This is a genomic window from Nocardia sp. NPDC020380, from assembly GCF_044386975.1.
In the GTDB taxonomy this organism is placed as follows: Bacteria; Actinomycetota; Actinomycetes; order Mycobacteriales; family Mycobacteriaceae; genus Nocardia.
Map to the genome: position 1 here is coordinate 335,798 of NZ_JBIRVQ010000005.1, position 24,765 is coordinate 360,562.

Here is a 24,765-nt window from a genome sequence, read left to right on the forward strand (position 1 = left end):
TAGAAACCACCCGGTTCTGAGGTAACCGGCCACCGCCGGACCCGCGACATCGGGGCGAACCATATCCTGGACACGTGACAGCCGAACGCAGACGAGTCGCCGCCTTCTTCGATCTCGACAAGACGGTGATCGCCAGGTCGAGCGCCTTCGTGTTCAGCAAGCCGTTCCTGGATCAGGGTCTGCTCAGCCGGCGCGCCGTGCTGGAGAGCAGTTATGCCCATTTCCTGTTCCTCCTCTCCGGCGCCGACCACGACCAGATGGAACGCATGCGGGAGCACCTGACCAAGATGGTCGCGGGCTGGGATGTGGACCAGGTTCGCTCCATCGTGGCCGAGACCCTGCACGACATCGTGGATCCGCTCATCTACGCCGAGGCCGCGGATCTCATTGCGGACCACCGGATTCGGGGCCACGATGTAGTTATCGTCTCGGCTTCCGGTGAGGAGATGGTGGCGCCGATCGCGGCGGCGCTGGGCGCGGATCACTTCGCCGCCACTCGCATGGTCATCGAAAACGGTAAGTACGCAGGCGAAGTCGAGTTCTACTGCTACGGCGAGGGCAAGGTCGAGGCGATGAAACGCCTTGCCGTGCAATACGGTTACGATCTGGCGCGCTGTTACGCCTACTCGGATTCGGCCACCGATCTGCCGATGCTCACGGCGGTCGGGCATCCCACGGCCGTGAATCCGGATCGGAAGCTGCACCGGGAAGCCACCTCACGTGGCTGGCCGATTCTCACCTTCTCGAACCCGGTTTCGTTGTGGGCCAGGATTCCCGCCCCCTCCACCACGACGGTCGCGGCGAGCGTCGCCGTCGGTCTCGGCGCGGTGGCGATGGGAGCGCTGAGTTACCGCCTGCTGCGCCGCCGGCGCTGACGCCACGCCCGAACCGTAAAAGGCACGTGACACGCCGGATATTTGAATGTTTTCGCAGGTCTTGATGTGAGGCCGCTCACAGGGTAACAATGGATGCACGGAAGGACGGCAGGCCAAGATCGGATCGGAAGAGAAGATCCGACCTCCCGACCCACCCTTCCCAGCACGGACACCAGGCACCCACGCGGAGCACGCCGCGACAAGGGCACGAGTGTTGTGGGCCTGCGTTATCCGGGATTTCGACGGCGAGGGCCTCGCACCCATTGCGGGGATGAACCACCGGACCCCGGAGAGCTCGCCGAGGCCAGTACACAACCCGAGGAGCACGCTTGGTAACCGGGTAGTCCGTGCTAGCGGGCGGTGAGATCGCGACAGCGATTACGCCGCCCGCTTTGATGTGGATGACCAACTCTCGGAACTCGCGGCTCCACCTCCCTGCGCCGGGGCTTCGCCCCCGAACCCCCTGAAAGCCGTAGTGGCGCAGGGGATTATGGGGGTTTACGACCCAGGGGGATTACCCGTTGGCCGCGTCGGCGATCGAGCGGGCCTCGCGGGCACCGTCTTCGAGGGCGCCGCAGGTGTAGATGACCCAGCCGCCCACGCCTTCCACGGTGCCCATGCCGAATTGGGCGGCGGCGTCGAGGTAGGCGTCGCGGCGGCGGAGCCAGAAGACTTCGGGGACGCCGAGGCTGTGCGGGTCCAGGCCACTGGACACGGCGACCAGGCGGGAGGCGGCGCGGGCGACGATGCCGTCCGCGGTGCCGAAGGGGCGCAGGGCGAGCAGCTCGCCGTGCACGATGGCGGCGATGACGGGGGCGGGGGCCTTGGTGGTGAGGACCGTTTCCGAGAGCAGGGCCAGGCGTTCGGCGACGCCGGGGGCGGTACGCGGGCGGCCGAGGTGGGATTCGTCGTCGACCAGGCCGGCGGCGGCCAGCAGGTGCAGCCGGGCCAGGGCCTGCAGGGGAGCTCGCTGCCAGATGCCGACCAGGGTGTTGAGGGCGTCGCCGTCCAGGGCCTGTCCGACCCGCAGGGCGCCGGCCAGGATCGGGTCGTCGACGCGGCCGTCGGCGCCGGGCAGGTCGATGGATCCGCCCTCGATGGCGGCGGAGGATCGTGCCGCGCGGACGGCCGCCTCGGCGGCGGTGGTCGGCCAGCCGCGGCGGTTGGCCCGGTGCCGGTGCACTTCGGCGAGCGCGTCACGGGCCTTGTCGGCGGCGTCGCGCACACCGGGCAGGTCGACGAGGGGCTGCAGCGGGTCGGTCACGGAATACGAGGCTACTGGTGGGTACTCCGTCATCGGCCGTGGGATCGTGGGTGCGGGTCAGCCGACGAGGAGGTCGCGGCCGGGGATGGCCTCCAAGAGGCGCTGGGTGTACGGGGAACGGGGGTTGTCGAAGAGGTCTGCGGCGGGGGCGGATTCGACCACCTTGCCGTCCTGCATGACGAGGACGGAGTCGGCGATCTGGCGGACCACGGCCAGGTCGTGGGTGATGAAGAGGTAGGAGAGGCCGAGTTCGGCCTGCAGGGTGTTGAGCAGGGTGAGGATCTGGTCCTGCACGAGGACGTCCAGGGCGGAGACGGCCTCGTCGCAGACGATGAGTTCGGGTTCCAGGGCGAGGGCGCGGGCGATGGCGACGCGCTGGCGCTGGCCGCCGGAGAGTTCGCCCGGATAGCGGGCGGCGACCGAGCCGGGGAGGGCGACCAGGTCGAGGAGTTCGCGCACCCGGGCGTCGCGGGATTCGCGGGTGCCGATCCGGTGGGTGCGGAGGGGTTCGGCGATGGCGCGGTGGATGGAGTAGGTGGGATCCAGTGAGCCGTAGGGGTTCTGGAAGATCGGCTGGATGCGACGACGGAAGGCGAGCGGGGTTTTGCGGGACAGTTCGGTGACGTCCTCGCCGTCGAATTTCACGGAACCCGAAGTGGGCGCGGACAATCCGAGCACCATACTGGCGACGGTGCTCTTCCCGGACCCGGATTCGCCGACCAGGGCGGTGGTGGTGCCGCGGCACAGCCGGAACGAGACCTCCTCGGCCGCAGTGAATTCGGTGTGCTTCCAGGGCACGCTGCCGCGCATCCGGTACCGCTTGGTGAGGCGGTCGGCGACCACGATGTCGTTCGGTTCGTCGGGGGCTTCGGCGGCGGCGACGTCGACGGCGAGTTCCCGGTAGCCGGCGCGCCGCTTGGTGGTGGACTCGCGCTGGGCGGCGATGGACGGTGCGGCCTCCACCAGCCGGCGGGTGTATTCGTGGCGGGGTTCGCGCAGGATCTCCAGTGCCGGACCGGATTCCACCACGCGGCCGCGGTACATGACCACCAGGTGTTCGGCGCGTTCGGCGGCCAGGCCGAGGTCGTGGGTGATGTACAGGACGGCGGTGCCGAGTTCCCGGGTCAGTCCGTCGATGTGGTCGAGGATCTGGCGTTGCACGGTGACGTCGAGTGCGGAGGTGGGTTCGTCGGCGATCAGCAGTTTGGGTCGCGCGGACAGGCCGATGGCGATGAGCGCGCGCTGCCGCATGCCGCCCGAGTATTCGTGCGGGTATTGCCGGGCGCGGCGTTCGGCGTCCTTGAGGCCCGCTTCGGCGAGCAGTTCCACGGCGCGCTGCCGGGCGGCGGTGCCGCGCGCTATGCCGTTGGCGGCCAGGGTTTCCGAGACCTGGAAGCCGACCTTCCAGACCGGGTCGAGATTGGACATGGGGTCCTGGGGCACGAACCCGATGCCGTTGCCGCGCACCGCGACCAGGTCGGCGGTGGAGGCGCGGGCGAGTTCCTTGCCGTCGAAGCGGATGCTGCCGGATTCGACGCGGCCGGTGCCGGGCAGCAGGCCGATCACGGCGTGCGCGGTGGTGGATTTCCCGGATCCGGATTCACCCACGATGGCGACGGTCTGGCCGGGGTACACGGTGAGGTTGACGCCGCGGACGGCTTCGACCCGTTGCTCGCCGGCGCCGAAACATACGCGCAGATCCTCGATTTCGAGCAGTGGTCCGGTCATCGCCGCTCCTTCGGGTCGAGCGCGTCGCGCAGGGCGTCGCCGAGCATGATGAAGCCGAGCACCGTCAGCGCCAGTGCGGTGGCCGGGTAGAACAGGATGAGCGAGCCGGCGCGCAGCTGCCGCTGCCCGGCCGCGATATCGGCGCCCCACGATACGACGGTGGAGGGCAGTCCGACGCCGAGGAACGACAGCGTGGCCTCGGTGACGATGAAGACGCCCAGCGAGATGGTGGTCACCACGATGACCGGCCCGATCGCATTGGGTACGACGTGCCGCACCAGGATCCGGAAGCGGGAGACCCCGAGCGCGGTGGCGGCCAGCACGTAGTCGTTGCCCTTGGCGGCGATGACCGCGGCGCGGGCCGTGCGGGCCACCTGCGGCCAGGTGAAGGCCGCGAGAATGGCGATGACCACCCAGATGGTGCGATGCCCCGCGAGCTGCATGATGACGATGGCGGCGAGCATGAGCGGGATGGCGTACACGATCTCGGAGACGCGGGAGACGATCGAATCCAGCAGTCCCCCATAGAATCCCGCGAGCGCGCCGAGGGTGCCGCCGACGAACAGGAACAGCAGGGTGGCGCCGATGCCGGTGAGCACGGAGGCGCGGGCGCCGTAGATGGTGCGCGCGTAGATGTCGCAGCCCTGCAGGTCGTAGCCGAACCAGTGCTCCCGGCTCGGCGATCCGAGGCTGTTGTCCACCATGCAGAACCGCGGGTCCTGGCCGGTGAACAGGCTCGGGAAGGCCGCGACGAGCACGACCAGCAGGATGATGGCCACCGAGACCAGGAAGAGCGGTTTGCGCCGCAGCTGCCGCCAGGCGGAGCCCCAGAATCCGGCGGGTGTGCCCTGCACGACGACCCGGTCGGTGGTGACCACCTCGACGGCTTCCGGCGGGGCCACCCAGCGTTCCTGTCCGGGTCGCGTAAAACGCTGCGACTCAGCGATTTCGGTCATGTCGGCGCTCCCGTCAGGCATAGCGGATCCGAGGGTCGAGCACGGCGTACAGCAGGTCCACGATCAGGTTGGACAGCAGGAAGATGACGATCAGCGCGGTCACGAAGGACACCACGGTGGGCGCCTCGCCGCGCACCACGGCCTGATAGAGCGTGCCGCCGACGCCGGGGATGTTGAAGATGCCCTCGGTGACGATGGCGCCGCCCATGAGCGCGCCCAGGTCGGCGCCGACGAAGGTGACCACCGGGATGAGCGAGTTGCGCAGGATGTGCACGATCACCACGCGCCGCCGGCGCAGGCCCTTGGCGGTGGCGGTGCGCACGTAGTCGGCTTCCTTGTTCTCCGCCACCGAACTTCGCGTCAGCCGCAGCACATAGGCGAAGGACAGGGAGGCGAGTACCAGCGCGGGCATGATGAGCCGCGGGATGCTCACGTCCGAGCCGACGGTGACGGGTGCGATGTGCCAGGTGACGCCGAACAGGAACTGGGCGAGGAAGCCGATCACGAAGATGGGCATGGCGATCACGATGAGGCTCAGCACCAGCATGGTGGAGTCGAACCAGCCGCCCTTGCGCAGTCCGGCGATGACGCCGAAGAAGATGCCGAACACCGCCTCGAAGAACACCGCCAGCACCGACAGCCGCAGGGTGATCGGGAAGGCCCGCGCGAGCACCTCGCGCACCGGCCGGCCCGAGTAGGAGGTGCCGAAATCGAGGGTGAAGATGCCCTTGATGTAGTGCAGGTACTGCCACCAGAACGGTTTGTCCAGACCGTATTGCGCCTTCAGCTGCGCTTCCAGCGCCGGCGTGAGCGTGCGCTGCCCGGCCAGGGCGGTGACGGAGCCACCGGTGACCTTCCAGATCAGGAAGTAGATCAGCAGTGTCGCCCCGAAGAACACGGGGATCATCTGCAGCAGTCGACGAATTATGTACCAGGCCACCAGGTCACCTCAGCTCGATGTTCTCGAAGTCGGCCATGCCGTTCCAGGCTATGGCCACATTGCGGACGCGCTTGGAGTAACCGGCCGCCGCGGTGGTGTCGAAGAGCGGGATGATGGGCAGGTCGTGCAGTAGCGCGGTCTGGGCCTGCCCCACCAGCTTCCAGGAATCCTGTTCCGTGGGCGCGGCCTCGGCGGCGGCGATCAGCCGATCGAATTGCGGGTTCCGATACAGGGAGTCGTTGGTCGACGAGTCGGACAGGAAGTTGGGTTCCAGGAACTGCAGCATGGTGGGATAGTCGCCCTGCCAGCCGGATCGGAACGCCTTGCCGATGGTGCGGTGCACCACCTGATCACGCAGCACCTTGAAGGTCGGGTACGGCGCGCCTTCGGCATCGATGTGGAGGGTGTTGCGAATGCTGTTGGCCACGGCGTCGATCCACGCCTGGTGGCCGCCGTCGGCGTTGTAGGCGAGCTGCAGTTGCCCGCTCCAGGGCGCGATCCGGTTGGCCTGGTCCCACAGTTTCACGGCCTGGGCCGGGTTGTAGTCGAGGACCTCGGAGCCGGGCAGCTTCGGGTCGAAGCCGGGCAGGGCGCGAGAGGTGTAGTCGCGGGCGGGAACTCGGGTGCCGTGGAAGATCTTCTGCCCGATCTGCTCGCGATCGACGGCCATCGACACGGCCTGCCGGCGCAGTCGCCCTTCCTCGTCGCTGCCGAAGCGGGGCAGGTTCGGCTGGAAGCTGAGCCATTGGCTGTACGCGATGGGCGCCTCGACGGCGCGGTCGCCGAGGTCCTTCTGGAAGACGCCGATGGCGCTGTCGGGGACGACGTCGAGCACGTCCAGGTTGTCGGCCAGCAGGTCCGAGTAGGCGGCGTCCATGTTGGAGTAGAACACGAAGGTCAGACCCTTGTTCTTGGCCGGGCGGCCGCCCTGATAGTGCTCGTTGGGGACGACGGTCAGCTGGACGTCGTGCTGCCAGGCGTTGCCGTCGGCGAATCGGTAGGGGCCGTTGCCGATCGGATGTTGCCCGAACGCCTTCATGTCCTTGAAGGCGGCGGTGGGCAGCGGGTAGTAGGGCGCGTAGGCCAGGCGGGCGCGGAAGTCGATGGTCGGTGCGACCAGGTCCACCGTGAAGTGCAGGTCGTCGATCACCTTCAGGCCCGACATCGTTTGCGCGCGTGGCGGATCCGACTGCACGTCGTCGTAGCCGACGATCGGCTGATAGGTGTAGCTCTGCAGCTGGGCGTTGGTGACGAGGGCCCCGTAGTTCCACGCGTCCACGAAAGAGTGTGCGGTGACCGGTGTTCCGTCGCTGAAGGTCCAGCCGGGTTTCAGGGTGATGCGGTAGTGCTGTTCGTCGGTGGTGTCGATGGTTTGCGCGACCTCGTCGTGCAGGTTGCCCTTCGCGTCGATGTAGCGCAGTCCGGCGAAGAGCCGGTCCACGATGCGCCCGCCGCCGTTCTCGTTGGTATTCGAGGGAATCAGCGGGTTCTGGGGCTCGGTGCCGTTGACGGCGATCATGTTTCCGTAGGCCGGTGGGACGGAACATCCGGCCAGGACCGCCGCCGCGATCAGCGTGAGCACCGCGGCCAGTACGGAGATCCCTCTGATTCGCACGCGTTCTCCTGATCTTGGGCCGCCTTGAATGACTAGGGACAGTAACCATCAAGACCCCGATTGTCAGGGGTTCGAAACGCGGTTGTTCAGCTTGTTAGCAATACAGCAACATGACCGGCGCGCGATGCGAGATCAACCGCGCAAGTTGCTCAGTTCAGAAGCACGGCCGTTCATAATTCGGTCATAAGGGATCCGCCAAGGTGAACCGTCGAACGAGACACTTGATTACGACCCACATCACAGTCCGTTAGGGTCGAAAGTGGCCGCGGTCACCCCGCGGTCCGCACGCGAGAGAAGAAGAGACGAGATGACCGAAACCACCGCTGACCACCTGGATGCCTATCCACCGAGCGCTGAGTTCGCGGCCGCCGCCAACGGCGACGCGTCTCTCTACGACCGGGCCGCCTCCGATCGGGAGGCGTTCTGGGCCGAACAGGCGCAGCGGCTGCACTGGGCAGAGCCGTGGACCCGCGTCCTGGACTGGGATGACGCGCCCTTCGCCAAGTGGTTCGTCGACGGCAAGCTGAACGTCGCCTACAACTGCGTCGACCGGCACGTCCTGGACGGGCACGGCGACCAGGTCGCCATCCACTGGGAGGGCGAACCCGGCGATTCCCGCGACCTCACCTACGCCGATCTGCTGGCCGAGGTGTCCCGCGCCGCCAACTACTTCACCGAGCTGGGCCTGACCGCGGGCGACCGCGTCGCCATCTACATGCCGATGGTCCCCGAGGCCATCGTGGCCATGCTGGCCAGCGCCCGCCTGGGCCTGACCCATTCGGTGGTGTTCGCCGGCTTCTCCCCCAGCGCCCTGCGCCAGCGCGTCGACGACGCCGCGGCCCGCCTGGTCATCACCACCGACGGCCAGTGGCGGCGCGGTAACGCGGCCCCGCTCAAGGCGGCTGTGGACGAGGCGCTCGCCGAGGGTGAGCACACCGTCGAGCACGTACTGGTGGTGCAGCGCACCGGAATCGACGCCCCGATGGCCGAGGGCCGCGACGTGTGGTGGCACGAGACCGTCGCGAACGCCGCCCCCGAGCACGAGGCGCAGGCCTTCGACGCCGAGCACCCGCTGTTCATCCTCTACACCTCCGGCACCACCGGGAAGCCCAAGGGCATCCTGCACACCTCCGGCGGCTACCTGACCCAGGCGTCCTACACCCACAACTACGTCTTCGACCACAAGGCCGGACAGGACGTGTACTGGTGCACCGCCGATATCGGCTGGGTGACCGGGCATTCGTACATCGTGTACGGGCCGCTGTCGAACCGGGCCACGCAGGTCGTCTACGAGGGCACCCCCAACTTCCCCGATGAGCACCGGCACTGGCAGATCATCGAAAAGTACGGTGTCAGCATCTATTACACGGCGCCCACGCTGGTGCGCACGTTCATGAAGTGGGGCAGGGAGATTCCCGAGGCCCACAACCTGTCCAGCCTGCGGCTGCTGGGTTCGGTCGGCGAGCCGATCAACCCGGAGGCGTGGCGCTGGTACCGGGAAGTCATCGGCGGCAACCGGACTCCGATCGTGGACACCTGGTGGCAGACCGAGACCGGCGCCATCATGATCTCCCCGCTGCCGGGCGTGACCGCCGCCAAGCCGGGCGCGGCCATGACCCCGCTGCCGGGCATCTCGTCGAAAGTCGTTGACGAGGAAGGCCATCCGGTCCAGCTGGGCGAGACCGAGGCCAACGGGTACCTGGTGCTCGACGAGCCGTGGCCGTCGATGCTGCGCGGCATCTGGGGCGACAACGAGCGCTACAAGGAGACCTACTGGGCGCGGTACGCCGACAAGGGCTGGTACTTCGCCGGTGACGGCGCCAAGCTCGACAAGGACGGGGACCTCTGGGTGCTCGGGCGCGTCGACGACGTCATGAACGTCTCCGGGCACCGCATCTCCACCGCCGAGGTGGAGTCGGCGCTGGTCGGGCATCACCACGTGGCCGAGGCCGCGGTCGTGGGCGCCTCGGACGCGACGACCGGTCAGGGCATCGTGGCGTTCGTGATCCTGACCGCCGAGGCCGAGGACACGGGCGAGGAGCTGATCAAGGAGCTCAAGGCCGAGGTCTCCCGCGAGATCTCCCCGATCGCGCGCCCGCGGGAGATCCATGTGGTGCCGGAGCTGCCCAAGACCCGTTCGGGCAAGATCATGCGCCGTTTGCTGCGCGATGTGGCCGAAGGCCGCGAGCTCGGCGATACGTCGACCCTGGTCGATCCCAACGTGTTCGAAGCGATTCGGGCCGGGAAGGCGTAAAGCGCTCCGCCGCAAGACAAACGGCCTCCGCAACCTGGTTGCGGAGGCCGTTGTCGTTTCATGCATCAACACGCCGGTGTAAGACTCGCCGCAGCGACCCGTTAGGATTGCGTAAGGTGTGCCGGGAAGTCTGGTCGGCATGCGGTATGTGCCCGGCCCGCAACGGAGTGGTGTCGCACGCCGCAGGTTAGTCGCATGACCGACTGAAAGGTGCACCCGTGATTTCCCAGGTCCGCTCGGAGATAGTCCGCTACCTCAGAACCGAAACAGTCGGTGGCGCACTGCTTCTCATCGCGGCGGCGGGTGCGTTGCTGTGGGTCAACTCCCCGTGGGGCGCGAGCTACACGACGATGATCGACACCAAGCTCCCCATCCCGCCACTGCATCTCGACCTCACCCTCGCGGACTGGACCAAGGACGGGCTGCTCGCCCTCTTCTTCTTCGTCGCCGGACTCGAACTCAAACGCGAACTCGTGGTCGGTGAGCTGGCCGACCGCAAACGCGCCAGCCTGCCCATCCTGGCCGCCATCGGCGGCGTCGTCGTGCCCGCGCTCATCGCGCTCGGCGTCGGCTGGGGCGTGGACGGCATGGACCGCGGCTGGGCCATCCCGGTGGCCACCGACATCGCCTTCGCACTCGCCGTGCTGGCCCTCACCGGCTCGCGCATCCCCGCCAGCGCCCGCGTCTTCCTGCTCAGCCTGGCCGTGGTGGACGACCTCATCGCCATCATCCTCATCGCCGTCCTCTTCACCACCACGCTGAAGATGGTGTGGCTGCTGGTGGCGGTGCTGTGCTTCGCGGGCTGGGCGCTGGCGCAGCACAAGCGGATCGGGACCCCGTTCGTGTATGTGCCACTGGCCCTGGTGGCCTGGTACGGCCTGCACGAGGCGGGCATCCATCCGACCCTGGCCGGCGTGATCTGCGGTCTGCTCACCCGGGTGCGGCCCGATCCGGACGAGGACGAGCACTGTGTGCCCGCCACTCATCTCGAGCATGTCTTCCAGCCCATCTCGGCGGCGCTGTGCGTACCGCTGTTCGCGCTCTTCGCTTCCGGCGTGACGCTCAACTCGCAGGTGTTCTCCGAACTGTTCACCGATCGCTTGGCACTGTCCGTCGTGCTCGGCCTGCTGGTCGGAAAAACGCTGGGCATCTTCGGATTCAGCTGGGCCGCTGTGCGGCTCGGCATCGCCGAACGACCCAACGATCTCGGTAACCGGGACATGTTCGCCCTGTCGGTACTGGGCGCGATCGGCTTCACGGTTAGCCTTCTGGTGGCAGAACTCGCTCTGGAAGGCGTCGGCGACGGATCCGAGGCAGAACTCGCAAAAGCGGCGGTGTTGCTCACGTCTTTGGCGGCTTCCCTGGCGGGTTCGGCGCTACTGTTGCGTCGGGGCCGTGCCCACCAGGCACGACGTGACGAGCGAGCACTGCAGAATCAAGAGTGAGACGACCGGACAGAGCCGGGACATGGAGAAGGGTCGAGCAATTGAGCTTCACACAGGGCGGTAACGGGCAGAACGGGGACCGCACCCGCACCATTACCTCGATTCCGTTGTCCGATGTCGATGCGCACGCCTCGGCGACCATCGGCAGCCTGGTGCGCGACGCCACCGAGCAGATGTCGACGCTGGTACGCGCCGAGGTCGAGCTCGCCAAGTCCGAGGTGACCGGCGAGATCAAGAAGGGCCTGCAGGGCAGCGTCTTCTTCATCCTGGCGCTGACCATCCTGCTGTTCAGCTCGTTCTTCTTTTTCTTCTTCCTCGCCGAACTGCTCGATGTGTGGCTGTACCGCTGGGCCGCCTTCCTGGTCGTGTTCCTGCTCATGATCGCCGCGGCCGCCGGCTGCGGCGTGCTCGGCTGGCTCAAGGTCCGCAAGCTGCGCGCGCCGGAGCGGACCATCGAATCGCTCAAGGAGGCGAAGACCCTGCTGCCCAGTGGTTTCGGTCACTCCGACGAGCAGACCATCGACATCGACGCCGTCACCCGCGCCGCCGCTGCCGAAGCCAGCAAGCCCCGGACCTAGACCTTCGATTACGCTCCATCGGCGTGTCGTCGAATTCGCAGCCGGATCCGTCCGCAGTCCGCTACGACGGACCGTGGACCCATCGCGATGTGCATGCCAACGGCATTCGCTTCCATGTGGTCGAGGCCGTCCCCGCCAGCGGGGCGGCCTACGCGGAGCCGGGTACCCCCCTCGTCGTGCTGCTGCACGGCTTCGGCGACTTCTGGTGGTCCTGGCGCCACCAGCTGACTGGACTGGCCGAACGCGGCTACCGCACGGTGGCCGTGGACCTGCGCGGCTACGGCGACAGCGACAAACCACCCCGCGGCTACGACGGCTGGACGCTCGCCGGTGACATCGCCGGACTCATCCGCGCGCTCGGGCACACCGATGCCACACTCGTCGGCCATGCCGAGGGCGGGCTGGTGTGCTGGGCGACCGCGGTGCTGCATCCGCGGCTGGTGCGATCCATCGCCTTGGTCAGCTCACCGCATCCGGTGGCGCTGAAGCGGGCGATATTGCGCGACAAGCGACAGCGGGCCGCGTACCTGCCGGACTTCCTGCGCTATCAGGTTCCCCGCTATGCGGAGAACCTGCTCACCAAGCACAGCGGGTTCGAGATCGAACGGCTGCTGCGCGAGCGGGCCGGTGAACAGTGGGCCGGCACAGCCGAATTCATGGACACCGCGCGGCGCATGCGGACCGCCATCCGGATTCCCGGCGCGGCACACTGTGCCCTGGAATATCAGCGCTGGGCCTTCCGTAGCCAATGGCGGCCGGACGGCGCGCGATTCATGTCGGCCATGCGGGAACCCGTTCGCATCCCGGTGCTTTCGATGTACGGGGATCGTGACCCGTACATGCTGGCCGGCACCCTCCGCCGGGGGCAGGAACTCTCCCCCGAGCGGCAGCTGGTCGCCGTGCCCGGCGCGGGACACTTTGCGCACCAGGAGAACCCGGAGACGGTCACCGCCGAGATCGCCAAACTCCTGGGCTAAGCGGGCAGGATTCACCAGCGCCACGAACATGGCGAGGGCGCCCGGTCCGTTTCGACCGGGCGCCCTCGCCATTTCTTCCGTTCAGTGCCTCAGCTCAGCACGCAGCTGCCGGTGCTCACCGGGGCCGAAGCGCCCGCCGCCGCATTGATTTCCGGCCGCACCTCGTTGAGCGTCAGCACGTAACCGGTATCGCTGTCGGTGACCGCCGCGCCGAACACCACGCCCAGCAGGTTGCCGTTGGTGTCCACCAGCGGGCCGCCCGAGTTGCCGGCCAGCACCTGCCCGCGGATCGTGTACACCTCACGCTCCACGTTCGCGTCGCGATAGATGTTCGGGCCCTTGAGATCCAGCGTCTCGCGGACACGCGCCGCACTCGCGGTGTAGCGGCCGCCGCCCGGGTAACCGAGCACGATGGCGCTCTCACCCGACGTTGCGGCGCTCTGCGCCAGCGGGACCACCGGTTCGCCGAGCCCCGGCACCGCCAGGATGGCGATGTCCACGGACGGGTCGAAGAGCACCACGGTGGCGTTCAGCGATCCGTGCGCGGTGTCCACGGTCAGGCTGTTGGTGCCCGCGACCACGTGCGCATTGGTCATGATGCGCTCCGGCGCGACCACGAAGCCCGAACCCTCCAGCTGCCGGTTGCAGCTCGGCGCCAGGCCGCGGATGCGCAGCACCTGCGGCTGCAGCGACTGCGCCACCGGCAGTTGCAGCACGCTCGGATCCGGCGGATCCACCGCCGCGATCGGTACCCGTCCGAACGGGCCGATCACGTCCGGCAGCCCGGAAGTATTGAGCAGGTTGGAGAATTCGTTGGGCACCCGGCGCAACCAGTTGGGCGCCACCCGGTCCACATTGATGAGGACCTGAGAGTTCTTGACCGCGGCCGCGATTCCCGGCTGCGAGGAGTTGGTCAGCGGCAGGGCCAGCAGCCACGCCACCGCCAATACCGCCACGGCCTGCAGGCCGGCGCCCACCACGCTGTCCAGGCTGCGGGTGAACGGGTCCCGCATATTGCTGCGCGCGGCCCGGCCCAGCACCATGCCCGCCACCTCGCCGACGATCACCAGCGCCACGATGAGCAGCACGCCCACCAGCACCCGGCTGCGGCCCTCACCGAGGTGGATGAGGATGTGCGGCGCGATCAGAATGCCTGCCACGGCGCCCAATACGACGCCTAGGAACGCCAGGAACGACGCCACCGCGCCCTGCCGCCACCCCGAGGTGGCCGCCAGCAACGCGAGAATGATGATTCCGAGGTCGAGCCAGCCCGAGGCGCTCATAACGTCATCCCTACCGCGGCCAAGGAGGCCTGCAGATCACGTACGTCGTGATGATCCCATTCCTTTTCCCACCCCGAGACCGCGAGCAGCCCGGCGAGCACGCCCGCGGTGAAACCCCACACCAACATGCCGTCCGCCGCGAACGCCGGGCCACGATAGCCCAGCGGATGCCGCACCACGAACCGATTGGCCGGGTCGATGAGCTCCGACAGCGGCACCCGCGCCACGCGCGACGCCTCGGTCTCGCTCACCACCCCCACTTCGCCCGGCGTACGCCAGTAGGCGACCACCGGGGTCACATCGAACCGCGACGGCGGCACGAAGATCTTGGGTAGCAGCGCGAGCGGCTCCACGCCGCCCGGATCCAGGCCGGTCTCCTCCTGCGCCTCGCGCAGCGCGGTGCTGACCGGGCCGTCGTCCTCCGGTTCCACGCCACCGCCCGGGAAGGCCACCTGGCCGCTGTGCTGGCGCAGGGTAGCGGCCCGCTGGGTCAGCAGCACGTCCGCGTCGGCGGGCAGCCCGCCCTGCGCGTTCGGGTCCGCGTCCGGCGAGCCGCCGAACAGCACCAGCACCGCCGCCTCCCGCGCCGGGGTGACGGCCGCGGCGAAGCGCTGCATGGCGTTTCGCCGCAGTACCGGATTCACTCCGGTGGGGTCGGCCGGATCATGCTCGGCCACACCGCGCAGCCACGCCGGAATCCCATCGGTCGACGCCTCGAGTCTCATGCCCACACTCCCAGGAAAGCCCATCTCACCGCTCCCCGGTGTTTGCTGACAGCGGCGAAGCGGCGCATACAGTTTCGCCGCCGCACCGAAATCGTGTCGGGCGACCCGCCGTTCACGCGCGCACTCCCAGTTCCGCGGCGACCGTATCGGCGATGTCCTGCACGCTGCCGAACGGGCGCACCACGACCTTCGCCACGGTGCCGTCGGCGCGCAGCAGCACCGAGATCGGCAGTACGGCGGGTGCGTGAACGGCGGTGCGCACCTTGGTATTCGCGTCCTCCACGCCCGGCAGATGGATGCCGAGGCCGCTCAACCGGGACAGGCCCTTGGCGGCGCCGGGATCACTGTGCACGGTGAGCACCGTCACGGCGCCGCGGGCCTGTTCGGAAAACTGTTGCAGCAGCGGCAGTTCCTCCGCGCACGGCCCGCACCAGTAGGCCCACAGGTTGAGCACCGCGGGCTTGCCGGCCAGCGCGGCAACCAGATCCACCGGGCGGCCGTCGGACAGGCAGTCGAGAGTGATGCCGCGCAGGGGACTGTCCCCCACCGGCGCCCCACTCGGAGCCGGGCAGGGCGCGAGCGCCGCCGCGGCCCGATCGGCAGCCGACACCTGCTCCTCGGCAGGCGCCGTCGGCACCTCGGAGGCGAGTATCGACGCCGCGCTGTCGTGACTGCGATGCAGCAACGGCCACAGCGCCACCACCAGCGCGACGACCACGATCACCGCCACCACCGCCCACCGCCACCGCGCGCTGCCGCTCACTGTGGTGGGGTCGGTCGGGTCTTCTCCGCTCGAAGCGTCCGGGCTCACAGCCCCACCAGGCCGAGCAGATGCTCGGTCTCCGGCCCCTTGACCAGTTTGGCGGCGGTGACCGGATCGGTCGGGCCCTCGCCGAAGGACGGGCAGTCCTTGGCCAGCAGGCAGGCGCCGCAGGCGGGCTTGCGCGCGTGGCAGACGCGGCGGCCGTGGAAGATCACCCGATGCGAGAGCATCGTCCAGTCGCGGCGCTCGATGAGCTCGCCGACGATGTGCTCGACCTTCACCGGATCCTCTTCGGTGGTCCAGCCCCAGCGCCGGACCAGCCGGCCGAAATGGGTGTCGACGGTGATGCCCGGCACGTCGAAGGCGTTGCCGAGAATGACATTGGCGGTCTTGCGGCCGATGCCCGGCAGCGTGACCAGCTCGTCCAGGGTGGACGGCAATTCGCCGTCGAAGCGCTCGACCAGCTCCTGGCCCAGGCCGATCAGCGAATTCGCCTTGTTGCGGTAGAAGCCGGTCGGCCGGATGTACTCCTCGAGTTCCGCGCGGTTGGCTTCGGCATATCCGCGGGCGTCGCGGTACTTCACGAACAGCGCCGGTGTGGTCTGATTCACACGCACGTCCGTGCATTGCGCGGAAAGGATTGTCGCCACAGCCAATTCGAGCGGATTCGTGAAGTCGAGTTCGCAGTGCGCGTCCGGAAATGCCAGGGCCAGCTCACGGTTCATCCGGCGCGCCCGGCGCACCAGACCCAGCCGTGTCTCCTTCGCGAACTTCGCTTTGACCTTGGCAGACCCGCCCGCGGCCGGAGCCGCGGCAGTCTTCGCGGCCGCTTTGGTTGTCGCATTGGATGCCGCGCCGGCTGCCGCGTTGGATTCGGTGACACGCACCCGTCCACCTTACGGAACCGGATCGTGCCGACAACCGGCCCGACTACCCGCCGTGTTCCATCTGAGACCTTCTCCGTGTTTACTCACCCCTATGCAAGGACTCGCTGTGGTGCTGTTTCCGATAGCGCTGATGCTGTTCGCGTTGGTGATGGAACGGGTCGAGAATCGGCTGCGGAAGCTGCTCGAGCCGGACCCGGAGGTCCAGCAGTACCTCGATCGAGCCACGAATGCCGAGGTCAGTGACCTGACCAAACTGGGGTTGCCCGCCGCGGCGGCGCGTCCCCGGCGAGCTCGGCCCGCCGCCAAGGGCATGGACGTCGCACAAGCGAGCTAGCTCCGGGCTCGCCCACGACGGATCCCCCGGCCACCGGCCGGAAACGGACTTCTTTCGCAATCGTCATTTCGCAGCCTGCGCGGCGTGTCGTAAGTTTGAAGTTCGCGTGTCGCAAATCCGCTCTATGCGTGTCGCGTACTGGGCTTCCAAGTGACCGAGAATGAGCTCGGCGCGTGGTGTCTATCACTACCCGGCGGTATTGCAAAGTAGACTGCACTGTCGGCCGAGTCGTTTCGGTCCAGGACAGAGCCATTTCCCATAAGGAGCACATTCGTGGACGAGGCCCTCGCCAGAGCAGGCATCTTCCAAGGCGTAGAGCCCACCGCGGTGGCGGCTCTCGCCAAACAGCTGCAGCCCGTTGACTTCCCGCGCGGCCACGTGATCTTCAACGAGGGGGAGCCGGGCGACCGGCTCTACATCATCACCTCGGGCAAGGTGAAGATCGGCCGCAGGTCCCCTGACGGTCGTGAAAACCTGCTCACGATCATGGGTCCGTCGGATATGTTCGGCGAGCTGTCGATCTTCGACCCGGGTCCGCGGACCTCGACGGCCACCACCGTCACCGAGGTCAGAGCGGTCACCATGGACCGTGACGCCCTCAAGTCGTGGATCGACCAGCGTCCGGAGATCGCCGAGCAGCTGCTTCGCGTGCTCGCGCGGCGCCTGCGCCGCACCAACAACAACCTCGCGGACCTCATCTTCACCGATGTCCCGGGCCGTGTCGCCAAGGCGCTGCTGCAGCTCGCACAGCGGTTCGGCACCCAGGAGGCGGGCGCGCTGCGCGTGACCCACGACCTCACCCAGGAGGAGATCGCCCAGCTGGTCGGCGCCTCCCGCGAAACCGTGAACAAGGCGCTCGCCGACTTCGCGCACCGCGGCTGGCTGCGACTCGAGGGCAAGAGCGTGCTCATCTCCGACTCGGAGCGCCTGGCCCGCCGAGCGCGATAAACAACTCTCGGGAGCTCTCGGGGGCAAGCCCCTGAAACCCCAAGAACGATAAAGGGACCGTGCTGTCCTCACCGATAGTGAGGACAGCACGGTCCCTTTCGCGTGTTCAGCCGTGCGAACGCAGGTAGGCCAGTTGGGCTTTCACCGAGCTGGCCGCGGCGGGCCAGAGGGTCTTGGGGACGTCGGCGTAGACGTGCGCGACGATCTGCAGCGTCTTGGCGTTCGGGCCGAGTTTCCCGAGGGCATCGCGGACCTGCTGGAGGCGCTCCTCGCGGTGCTGAATGTAGAAGCGCAGCACCGGTTCCGCATCGGGGTGGTCGGGGCCGTGAGCGGGCAGCAGGGCCCGTCCCTTGCCCGCGTCCAGCAGCTTGCCGAGCGAGTCCAGGTAGTCGGCGAGGGCGCCGTCGCGGGATTCGAGGACGGTGGTGCCGCTGCCGAGGACGGTGTCACCGGTGAGCAGCAGGCGTTCGTCGTCCGGGCCGTCGACGAGGAAACTGACCGAGTCGGTGGTGTGGCCGGGAGTCGCGAGGACCGTGATGCGCAGGCCCGCTTCCTCGATCACCTCACCGTCGGTGAGGGCGGTGCCGGAGCCGCGCAGGAAATCGGATTCGACCGCGCGGACCGGGGTTCCGGTGGCCTTCACCAGGCGGTCGATGCCGCCGGTGTGGTCGTGATGGTGGTGCGTGATGAGGGTGAGCGTGATCTCGCCGCCCGTGGCGCGCACGAGTTCCTCGGTGTGCTTGCGGTCCTTGGGGCCCGGATCGACGAGCACGTAGGCGGTGCTGCCGGGGGCGCGGAGCAGCCAGGTGTTGGTGCCCTCCAGCGTCATTCCGCTGGGATTGTCGGCCAGCACGACTCCGGCGGAGGGGGTGACCTGCCGCAGTTGCTCGTATGCGGGATGAGTGAGGGTCATGCTCTTGTCCTAATGCACGGCGCGCGGTGCGTCCAGCCTTGAACGCACCGCGCTTGCTTTGTACGCCAAGCTCTTTCAGCGCACCTCGGCGATGAGTTCAACCTCGACGGGGGTGTTCTTGGGCAGTTCGGAGACGCCGACGGCGGAGCGCGCGTGCACGCCCGCGTCGCCGAAGACCTCACCGAGGAATTCGGAGGCGCCGTTGATCACCAGCGGCTGATCGCCGTAACCCGGTGCGGAGGCGACGAATCCGACGACCTTCACGATGCGCACGACATCGTCGAGCCCGACCAGTCCGTGAATGGCGGCCAGCGCGTTGAGCGCGCACAGCTCGGCCAGTTCGGCGCCCTGCTCGGTGGCGACCTCGGCGCCCAGCTTGCCGGTGGCGGGCAGCTGCCCGTTCACGAACGGCAGCTGGCCGGAGGTGTAGACGAGGTTGCCGGTCCGCACGGCCGGAATGTACGCCGCGACCGGGGCGGGCACGGACGGCAGTTCCAGGCCGAGCTTCTTCAGGTTCTCCGCCCAGGCGGTGGCGGCGGCCATCAGTTCTTGGCTCGCTTCAGGTAGGCGACATGCTGCTCGCCGGTCGGGCCGGGCAGCACGGTGACGAGTTCCCAGCCGTCGGAACCCCACTGGTCCAGGATGGCCTTGGTCGCATGGGTCAACAGCGGCACCGTGGCGTACTCCCACTTGGTCACATCACTCATGCTGGGAGATTAGCCCTCGGAGTGGTTTCCCCAGTACCCCAGGCCCTCCGAGTACGCTCCCCTATCGGGAAATACACATTTCCAGAGTGGTGTATCAGACAGTTGCGGAGTCCTGTGGGCGAGAACCAGGAACGAGTTATAGAGTCGCGAGCGTGGGAGTACCGATAGCTGTGCCCGTTTCGGTTGAGCCGGGGGTCGAAGCAGGGTGGCCGGAGCGGGCGGACAAGGCCCGCCTGCATTACGTTTCCGGCAAAGGGGGGACCGGTAAGTCGACGGTCGCGGCAGCATTGGCGCTCGCGCTGGCCGCCGGCGGGCGGCGTGTCCTGCTGGTGGAGGTCGAGGGCCGGCAGTCCATTGCCCAGCTGTTCGATCTGCCGCCGTTGCCGCCCACCGAGACTCGCATCGCCGCCGCGGACGGGGGCGGTGAAGTGGTGGCGCTGGCGCTGGATGTCGAACACGCCTTCCTGGAGTACCTGGACATGTTCTACAACCTCGGTTTCGCCGGTCGCGCCATGCGTCGGGTCGGCGCCATCGAGTTCGTCACCACCATCGCGCCGGGACTCCGGGACGTCATCCTCACCGGCAAGATCAAGGAATGCGCGGTGCGCGTCGACAAGTCCGGAAAGCCGGTCTACGACGAGATCGTCATCGACGCCCCTCCGACGGGGCGCATCGCCGCCTTCCTGGACGTCACCCAGGCGATGGCCGAGATCGCGGGCGGCGGCCCCATCGCCTCTCAGGCCGTGGGGGTTTCGAAGCTGCTGCACTCCGAGCAGACCATGATCCACCTGGTGACATTGCTGGAGGCGCTGCCGGTGCAGGAGACCGCCGACGCCGTCGCGGAACTCACCGCCAACGACCTCAATATCGGCACGGTCATCGTGAACCGCGCGAGCGAGGGCTATCTGCCGAAGCCGGTGCGCGAGCGCGCCGCCGCCGGCGAGGTCGACACGGACGCGCTGCGGACGGGACTCGCCGAGGCCGGAATCGCCCTGTCCGAGGCCGACTTCCAGGGCCTGGTGGCCGAGACCGTGGAGCATTCGGCCCGCCTGCACGCGCAGGACGAGAACGCCGCGGATCTGGCGCAGGTGAACATTTCCCGTCTCTACCTGCCGTCGCTGGCCGACGGCATGGATCTGGGCGGGCTCTACGAGCTCGCCGAAGTTCTCGCGGCGCAGGGGGTCCGCTAGTCATGATCGTTCCGGCAGGCGTTGTCCCCCTGGACATTTCGAAGATCATCGCCGATCCGTCGGCCCGCATCGTGGTGTGCTGCGGCTCCGGCGGGGTCGGCAAGACCACCACGGCCGCGGCGCTGGCGCTGCGCGCGGCCGAGTCGGGCCGCAAGGTCGTGGTGCTGACCATCGACCCGGCGCGCCGGCTGGCACAGTCGCTGGGCGTGTCCGATCTCGGAAACACGCCGCAGAAGGTCGAACTCGGCCCGGAGGCCAAGGGCGAGCTCTTCGCCATGATGCTGAACATGCGCCGCACCTTCGACGAGATGGTGCTGGAGCACACCACTCCGGAGAAGGCCGAGCAGATCTTCGCCAATCCGATCTACCAGACCGTGGCGTCCTCCTTCGGTGGCACGCAGGAATACATGGCCATGGAGAAGCTGGGTCAGCTCGCCGGCAAGCGCGAGTGGGATCTGATCGTCGTCGACACGCCCCCGTCGCGGAACGCGCTGGACTTCCTGGACGCGCCGAAGCGGCTCGGGAACTTCCTGAACGGCAAGATGATTCGCGTCATCATGGCGCCGGGCCGCGGGGTCGGGAAGCTGGTGGCGGGCGCGATGAGCCTGGCGCTGCGCGGGGTCTCGACCATCGTGGGCGGGCAGTTGCTGAAGGACGCGTCGCTGTTCCTGCAGTCGCTGGAGTCCATGTTCGGTGGTTTCCAGGATCGCGCGGATCGCACCTACGCCATGCTGTCCCGGCCCGGCACCCACTTCATCGTGGTGGCGGCGGCCGAGACGGATGCGCTGCGCGAGGCGTCGTTCTTCGTGGATCGGCTGTCGACGGACAAGATGCCGCTGGCGGGTCTGGTGCTGAATCGCACGCATCCGGTGCTGAGTTCGCTGTCGGTGGAGCAGGCGCAGGTGGCCGCAGACCGTCTGGCCCCCGAGACACCGGTGAACGGTAAAGGCGGCGCGCAGGGCGACACGCCCGAGACGCCGGAGGCTCTCACCGCCGCCGTGTTGCGGATTCACGCGCATCGGGCGGCGACCGCGAAGCGGGAACAGCATCTGCTGCACCGGTTCACGGGTGCGCATCCGAGCGTGCCGATCGCGGCGGTCACGGCGCTGCCGTTCGAGGTCGCTGACCTGGAGGCGTTGCGCGCGGTGGGCGATCAACTCGCCGAGGCGGGCGCGGCCCGATCGGCTTAGCGACAAGGCCCCTTCCCTTGCGGGCCTCGCACCGGAATGTTTCCGGATGAAACCTCCGGAAAGGAGTGTTTCGCCCGGCTTGTCCCTGAAAACGGATCGAGCCCGCTCGAAGCGGGCTCGATCCGTTCTGCTTTCGGGGATACTTGGCTACATCGCTACTTTCTGCGCTCGCTGGACTCGGAAGAAGTCGGACCAGCTGGTTACCTCAGGATGCTGCTTGAGCAGCGCACGGCGCTGCCGCTCGGTCATGCCGCCCCACACACCGAACTCCACACGGTTGTCCAGGGCGTCCGCCCCGCACTCCATCAGCACCGGGCAATGCCGGCAGATGGTCGCTGCCTTGCGCTGTGCCGCGCCACGCACGAACAGCTGGTCGGGATCTACTTCCTTGCATCGGGCCTGGGAAACCCAGGCGATTCTCGCTTCGGCCTGCTCTACGTCCAATCGAGCGATGGGGGTAGTCATATGCATTTGGTGTGCCCCTTTGCAGTCCGAACACCGGGTCACGGCGCTCCAGAATCGCGTGCAGCGCGCAGTTACCCAACCCCACTGCGAACTGCACCACATTCCACTTTGAGTGTTAGCTCTATCACACTGGGTTCTCAATCTAGGTAATGGTGTGCGGCCTGCGCAAGACCGTCCCGAGATTTTCTGGTACGTCCGTCCATGCATTCGAGACATGGAACCGGGCAGTCCGTCTCTTTCAGGACGAATGGACACCCGCGCCACGCGGACACCGACTGCCAGAAAGGGCAATTAGGCTAGGGGCCGTGCCGATCACACGAACGCTCTGGAGACTGGCCGGCAGCTGCGTCCTGGCCGCCGTGCTTCTCGCCGGACTGCTGTTCCCGCTTGCCGGCGGGTTCGGCTTCATCTCCAACCGAGCAGCCGACGCCGTCGACAATGTCTCCGCGGAACTCGTGGAAGGCACCGTGCCCGCGGTGTCGACCATGGTCGACGCGAACGGCACACCGTTCGCCTGGCTGTACGAGCAGCGCCGCTTCGAAGTACCCAGCGACAAGATCGCCAACGACATGAAGCTCGCGCTCGTGTCGGTGGAGGACCGTCGCTTCGCCGAACACCACGGTGTGGACTGGCAGGGCACGTTCCGCGCCTTCCTCAAGAACACCTCCGACGGGGGAATCCAGCAGGGTGGCTCCACCATCGACCAGCAGTACGTGAAGAACTACCTGCTGCTCGTGGTGGCCAAGACCGATGCCGAGCGCCGCGCCGCCATCGAGACCACGCCCGCGCGCAAGATCCGCGAGATCCGCATGGCGCTGACGCTCGACAAGCAGCTCACCAAGGACGAGATCCTCACCCGCTACCTGAACCTGGTCTCGTTCGGCAACGGCTCCTACGGGATCCAGGACGCCGCGCAGACCTACTTCGGCGTGGACGCCAAGGACCTCACCATGGTGCAGGCCGCCATGCTGGCCGGCATGGTGCAGTCCAGCTCCAAGCTGAACCCGTACACCAACCCGCAGGGCGTGCTGGAACGCCGGAACACGGTGTTCGACACGCTGATTGCGAACGTGCCGAGCCGCGCCGACGAGTTCCGCCAGGACAAGACCCAGCCGCTCGGCGTGCTGCCCGAGCCGAAGAGCCTGCCCAGTGGCTGCATCGCCGCCAACGACCGCGGCTTCTTCTGCGACTACGCCCTGCAGTACCTGGCCGACGCGGGCATCAGCCGCGACCAGATCAGCCGCGGCGGCTACCTGATTCGCACCACCCTGGACCCCGCGGTGCAGGACTCGGTGCGCAATTCGCTGGTCGCCAACGCCGACCCGAATCTCGACGACATCGCCGAGGTCATGAATATCATCGCGCCGGGCCAGGATTCGCATCCGGTACTCGCCATGGGGTCCAGCCGCGTCTACGGGCTGGACGCGAACGCGCACCAAACCGTGCAGCCGCAACCGTATTCGATGGTCGGTGACGGCGCGGGCTCGATCTTCAAGATCTTCACCACGGCCGCGGCCATGGAGAAGGGGCTCGGCACCAGCGCACAACTCGACGTGCCCGGGTCGTTCCAGGCCAAGGGCATGGGTAATTCGGATTCGCCGGGCTGTCCCGCCGAGACCTACTGCGTCAAGAACGCGGGCAACTACAAGTCGCCGATGTCGGTGACCGAGGCGCTCGCCACCTCGCCGAACACGGCCTTCGTCAAGCTGATCCAGGCCGTGGGTGTGACGCCGACCGTGGACATGGCGGTCCGGCTGGGGCTGCGCTCGTACACGCTGCCGGGGACGTCCGGCAACGGCAATCAGAGCCTGGCCGACATGGTGAAGAGCCAGAACCTGGGTTCGTTCACGCTGGGCCCGCTGGCGGTCAATCCGCTCGAACTGTCGAATGTGGCTGCGACACTGGCCTCCGGTGGCAAATGGTGCCCGCCCACGCCGATCAAGGAAGTGCTGGACCGCAACGGCAAGCAGGTGCCGCTGACCCAGCAGGCCTGTGAGCAGGTGGTCGATCCGGGTCTGGCCAATACGCTGGACAACGCGCTGAGCCAGGACGTGGTGAGCGGTACCGCTGCCGCTTCCGGACGGTCGGTGGGCTGGAACGTGCCGCTGTCCTCGAAGACCGGTACCACCGAGACCAACCGGTCGTCGGCCTTCCTCGGGTTCACCAACTCGTTCGCGGGCGCCGCCCTCGTCTACGGCGATACCGGTACGCCCGGCCAGATCTGCTCGTTCCCGCTGCGCAGCTGCGGCAGCGGAAACCTGTTCGGTGGTAACGAGCCCGCGAAGACGTGGCTCGGGGCCATGCGGCCGATGCTGGATCACTATCCGCCGTCGGTGCTGCCGCCCTTGGACGACAAGTACGTTCGCGGATCGAATAATTCGCAGATCCCGGATGTGGTCGGGATGAATCAGGCGGAAGCCACCTCGACGCTGGTCGGCGCCGGATTCCAGGTGTCGGTGACAACGCAGCCGGGCCCGGACAAGGGCAAGGTGCTGGGGATTTCGCCGAGTGGGTCGGCGATTCCGGGGTCGGTGGTCAACCTGTACGTGAGTGACGGCACTCAGATACCGGCGCCGGCGGCGCCCAATAACGTGCCGCTGCCGAACATTCCGGGGTTGCCACCGCTGCCGGCGTTGCCGCCGATACCCATACCGATTCCCATACCCCGGTAGGGATGACATGTGAAAACGTAACGGCCCCCGTCCTTTTCGGACGGGGGCCGTTCGCG

23 protein-coding genes are annotated in these 24,765 nt (G+C 67.6%); 10 read left to right on the plus strand and 13 right to left on the minus strand.

Annotated features, from left to right (window positions below; all coding sequences use genetic code 11):
• Window positions 1-74: 74 nt before the first annotated feature.
• Window positions 75-875: an HAD family hydrolase gene (locus ACH438_RS15560; RefSeq protein ID WP_397005495.1), complete on the plus strand. Its 801-nt coding sequence runs from the start codon at window positions 75-77 to the stop codon at window positions 873-875.
• A gap of 514 nt (window positions 876-1,389) precedes the next feature.
• On the opposite strand, the gene ACH438_RS15565 is transcribed toward ACH438_RS15560, so the two are convergent.
• Genes ACH438_RS15565 through ACH438_RS15585 form a run of 5 tightly spaced genes read right to left on the minus strand, consistent with a single transcriptional unit; the run spans window position 1,390 to window position 7,282 of the window.
• Entirely contained in the window at window positions 1,390-2,139 is a 750-nt protein-coding gene (locus ACH438_RS15565) for an oxidoreductase (RefSeq protein WP_397005497.1), read from the minus strand.
• Between the two features lie 57 nt (window positions 2,140-2,196).
• On the minus strand, window positions 2,197-3,867 hold the full coding sequence (locus tag ACH438_RS15570) for a dipeptide ABC transporter ATP-binding protein (RefSeq protein ID WP_397005499.1): 1,671 nt from the start codon (window positions 3,865-3,867) through the stop codon (window positions 2,197-2,199).
• The gene (locus tag ACH438_RS15575) at window positions 3,864-4,823 is read right to left on the minus strand and encodes an ABC transporter permease (protein ID WP_397005501.1); all 960 of its coding nucleotides are present in this window, start codon (window positions 4,821-4,823) and stop codon (window positions 3,864-3,866) included. The genes ACH438_RS15570 and ACH438_RS15575 overlap by 4 nt, the downstream gene beginning before the upstream one ends.
• Window positions 4,824-4,836: 13 nt before the next feature.
• A complete protein-coding gene (locus tag ACH438_RS15580) occupies window positions 4,837-5,763 on the minus strand; it encodes an ABC transporter permease (protein WP_397005503.1) in 927 nt (308 codons plus the stop codon).
• A 4-nt stretch (window positions 5,764-5,767) separates the two neighbouring features.
• The gene (locus ACH438_RS15585; protein WP_397006029.1) at window positions 5,768-7,282 is read right to left on the minus strand and encodes an ABC transporter substrate-binding protein; all 1,515 of its coding nucleotides are present in this window, start codon (window positions 7,280-7,282) and stop codon (window positions 5,768-5,770) included.
• Between the two features lie 403 nt (window positions 7,283-7,685).
• Between ACH438_RS15585 and acs the strand changes: the two genes are divergently transcribed.
• The 4 genes from acs to ACH438_RS15605 all read left to right on the plus strand — a co-directional run bounded on the left by acs (window position 7,686) and on the right by ACH438_RS15605 (window position 12,632).
• Window positions 7,686-9,632, plus strand: a complete 1,947-nt coding sequence (gene acs / locus ACH438_RS15590; RefSeq protein ID WP_397005505.1) for an acetate--CoA ligase — start codon at window positions 7,686-7,688, stop codon at window positions 9,630-9,632.
• Window positions 9,633-9,850: 218 nt separating this feature from the next.
• The gene (nhaA, locus tag ACH438_RS15595) at window positions 9,851-11,077 is read left to right on the plus strand and encodes a Na+/H+ antiporter NhaA (RefSeq protein WP_397005507.1); all 1,227 of its coding nucleotides are present in this window, start codon (window positions 9,851-9,853) and stop codon (window positions 11,075-11,077) included.
• Between the two features lie 41 nt (window positions 11,078-11,118).
• The gene (locus ACH438_RS15600; protein ID WP_397005509.1) at window positions 11,119-11,655 is read left to right on the plus strand and encodes a phage holin family protein; all 537 of its coding nucleotides are present in this window, start codon (window positions 11,119-11,121) and stop codon (window positions 11,653-11,655) included.
• A 23-nt stretch (window positions 11,656-11,678) separates the two neighbouring features.
• Window positions 11,679-12,632 carry an alpha/beta fold hydrolase gene (locus ACH438_RS15605; protein WP_397005511.1) on the plus strand — a complete coding sequence of 318 codons (954 nt, stop codon included), beginning with the start codon at window positions 11,679-11,681 and terminating at the stop codon, window positions 12,630-12,632.
• 89 nt (window positions 12,633-12,721) lie between these two features.
• Here ACH438_RS15605 and ACH438_RS15610 read toward each other — a convergent pair whose 3' ends face one another.
• The 4 genes from ACH438_RS15610 to nth form a co-directional block, all read right to left on the minus strand.
• Entirely contained in the window at window positions 12,722-13,915 is a 1,194-nt protein-coding gene (locus ACH438_RS15610) for a MarP family serine protease (protein WP_397005513.1), read from the minus strand.
• Window positions 13,912-14,640 (minus strand): NUDIX hydrolase, encoded by a 729-nt coding sequence (locus ACH438_RS15615; protein ID WP_397005515.1) that lies wholly within the window; start codon window positions 14,638-14,640, stop codon window positions 13,912-13,914. The genes ACH438_RS15610 and ACH438_RS15615 overlap by 4 nt, the downstream gene beginning before the upstream one ends.
• Before the next feature lie 112 nt (window positions 14,641-14,752).
• Window positions 14,753-15,403: a TlpA family protein disulfide reductase gene (locus ACH438_RS15620; RefSeq protein WP_397006031.1), complete on the minus strand. Its 651-nt coding sequence runs from the start codon at window positions 15,401-15,403 to the stop codon at window positions 14,753-14,755.
• A 44-nt stretch (window positions 15,404-15,447) separates the two neighbouring features.
• The gene (nth, locus tag ACH438_RS15625) at window positions 15,448-16,290 is read right to left on the minus strand and encodes an endonuclease III (RefSeq protein WP_397005517.1); all 843 of its coding nucleotides are present in this window, start codon (window positions 16,288-16,290) and stop codon (window positions 15,448-15,450) included.
• A gap of 91 nt (window positions 16,291-16,381) precedes the next feature.
• On the opposite strand from nth, the gene ACH438_RS15630 reads away from it, so the two are divergent.
• Window positions 16,382-16,624: a hypothetical protein gene (locus ACH438_RS15630; RefSeq protein ID WP_033089361.1), complete on the plus strand. Its 243-nt coding sequence runs from the start codon at window positions 16,382-16,384 to the stop codon at window positions 16,622-16,624.
• A 273-nt stretch (window positions 16,625-16,897) separates the two neighbouring features.
• The gene (locus ACH438_RS15635) at window positions 16,898-17,572 is read left to right on the plus strand and encodes a Crp/Fnr family transcriptional regulator (protein WP_011206875.1); all 675 of its coding nucleotides are present in this window, start codon (window positions 16,898-16,900) and stop codon (window positions 17,570-17,572) included.
• 106 nt (window positions 17,573-17,678) lie between these two features.
• Here the strand turns inward: ACH438_RS15635 and ACH438_RS15640 are convergent, their stop codons facing one another.
• The 3 genes from ACH438_RS15640 to ACH438_RS15650 form a co-directional block, all read right to left on the minus strand.
• A complete protein-coding gene (locus tag ACH438_RS15640) occupies window positions 17,679-18,485 on the minus strand; it encodes an MBL fold metallo-hydrolase (protein WP_397005520.1) in 807 nt (268 codons plus the stop codon).
• Between the two features lie 75 nt (window positions 18,486-18,560).
• On the minus strand, window positions 18,561-19,028 hold the full coding sequence (locus ACH438_RS15645; RefSeq protein ID WP_397005522.1) for a RidA family protein: 468 nt from the start codon (window positions 19,026-19,028) through the stop codon (window positions 18,561-18,563).
• Window positions 19,028-19,192 (minus strand): hypothetical protein, encoded by a 165-nt coding sequence (locus ACH438_RS15650; RefSeq protein ID WP_397005524.1) that lies wholly within the window; start codon window positions 19,190-19,192, stop codon window positions 19,028-19,030. Before ACH438_RS15650 ends, ACH438_RS15645 begins: the two co-directional genes overlap by 1 nt.
• A gap of 170 nt (window positions 19,193-19,362) precedes the next feature.
• On the opposite strand from ACH438_RS15650, the gene ACH438_RS15655 reads away from it, so the two are divergent.
• Window positions 19,363-20,382 carry an ArsA-related P-loop ATPase gene (locus tag ACH438_RS15655; protein ID WP_397005526.1) on the plus strand — a complete coding sequence of 340 codons (1,020 nt, stop codon included), beginning with the start codon at window positions 19,363-19,365 and terminating at the stop codon, window positions 20,380-20,382.
• A 2-nt stretch (window positions 20,383-20,384) separates the two neighbouring features.
• A complete protein-coding gene (locus ACH438_RS15660; RefSeq protein ID WP_397005528.1) occupies window positions 20,385-21,572 on the plus strand; it encodes an ArsA family ATPase in 1,188 nt (395 codons plus the stop codon).
• Between the two features lie 147 nt (window positions 21,573-21,719).
• Here ACH438_RS15660 and ACH438_RS15665 read toward each other — a convergent pair whose 3' ends face one another.
• Window positions 21,720-22,043, minus strand: a complete 324-nt coding sequence (locus tag ACH438_RS15665) for a WhiB family transcriptional regulator (RefSeq protein WP_397005530.1) — start codon at window positions 22,041-22,043, stop codon at window positions 21,720-21,722.
• A 299-nt stretch (window positions 22,044-22,342) separates the two neighbouring features.
• On the opposite strand from ACH438_RS15665, the gene ACH438_RS15670 reads away from it, so the two are divergent.
• On the plus strand, window positions 22,343-24,709 hold the full coding sequence (locus ACH438_RS15670; protein ID WP_397005532.1) for a penicillin-binding protein: 2,367 nt from the start codon (window positions 22,343-22,345) through the stop codon (window positions 24,707-24,709).
• Window positions 24,710-24,765 lie beyond the last annotated feature (56 nt).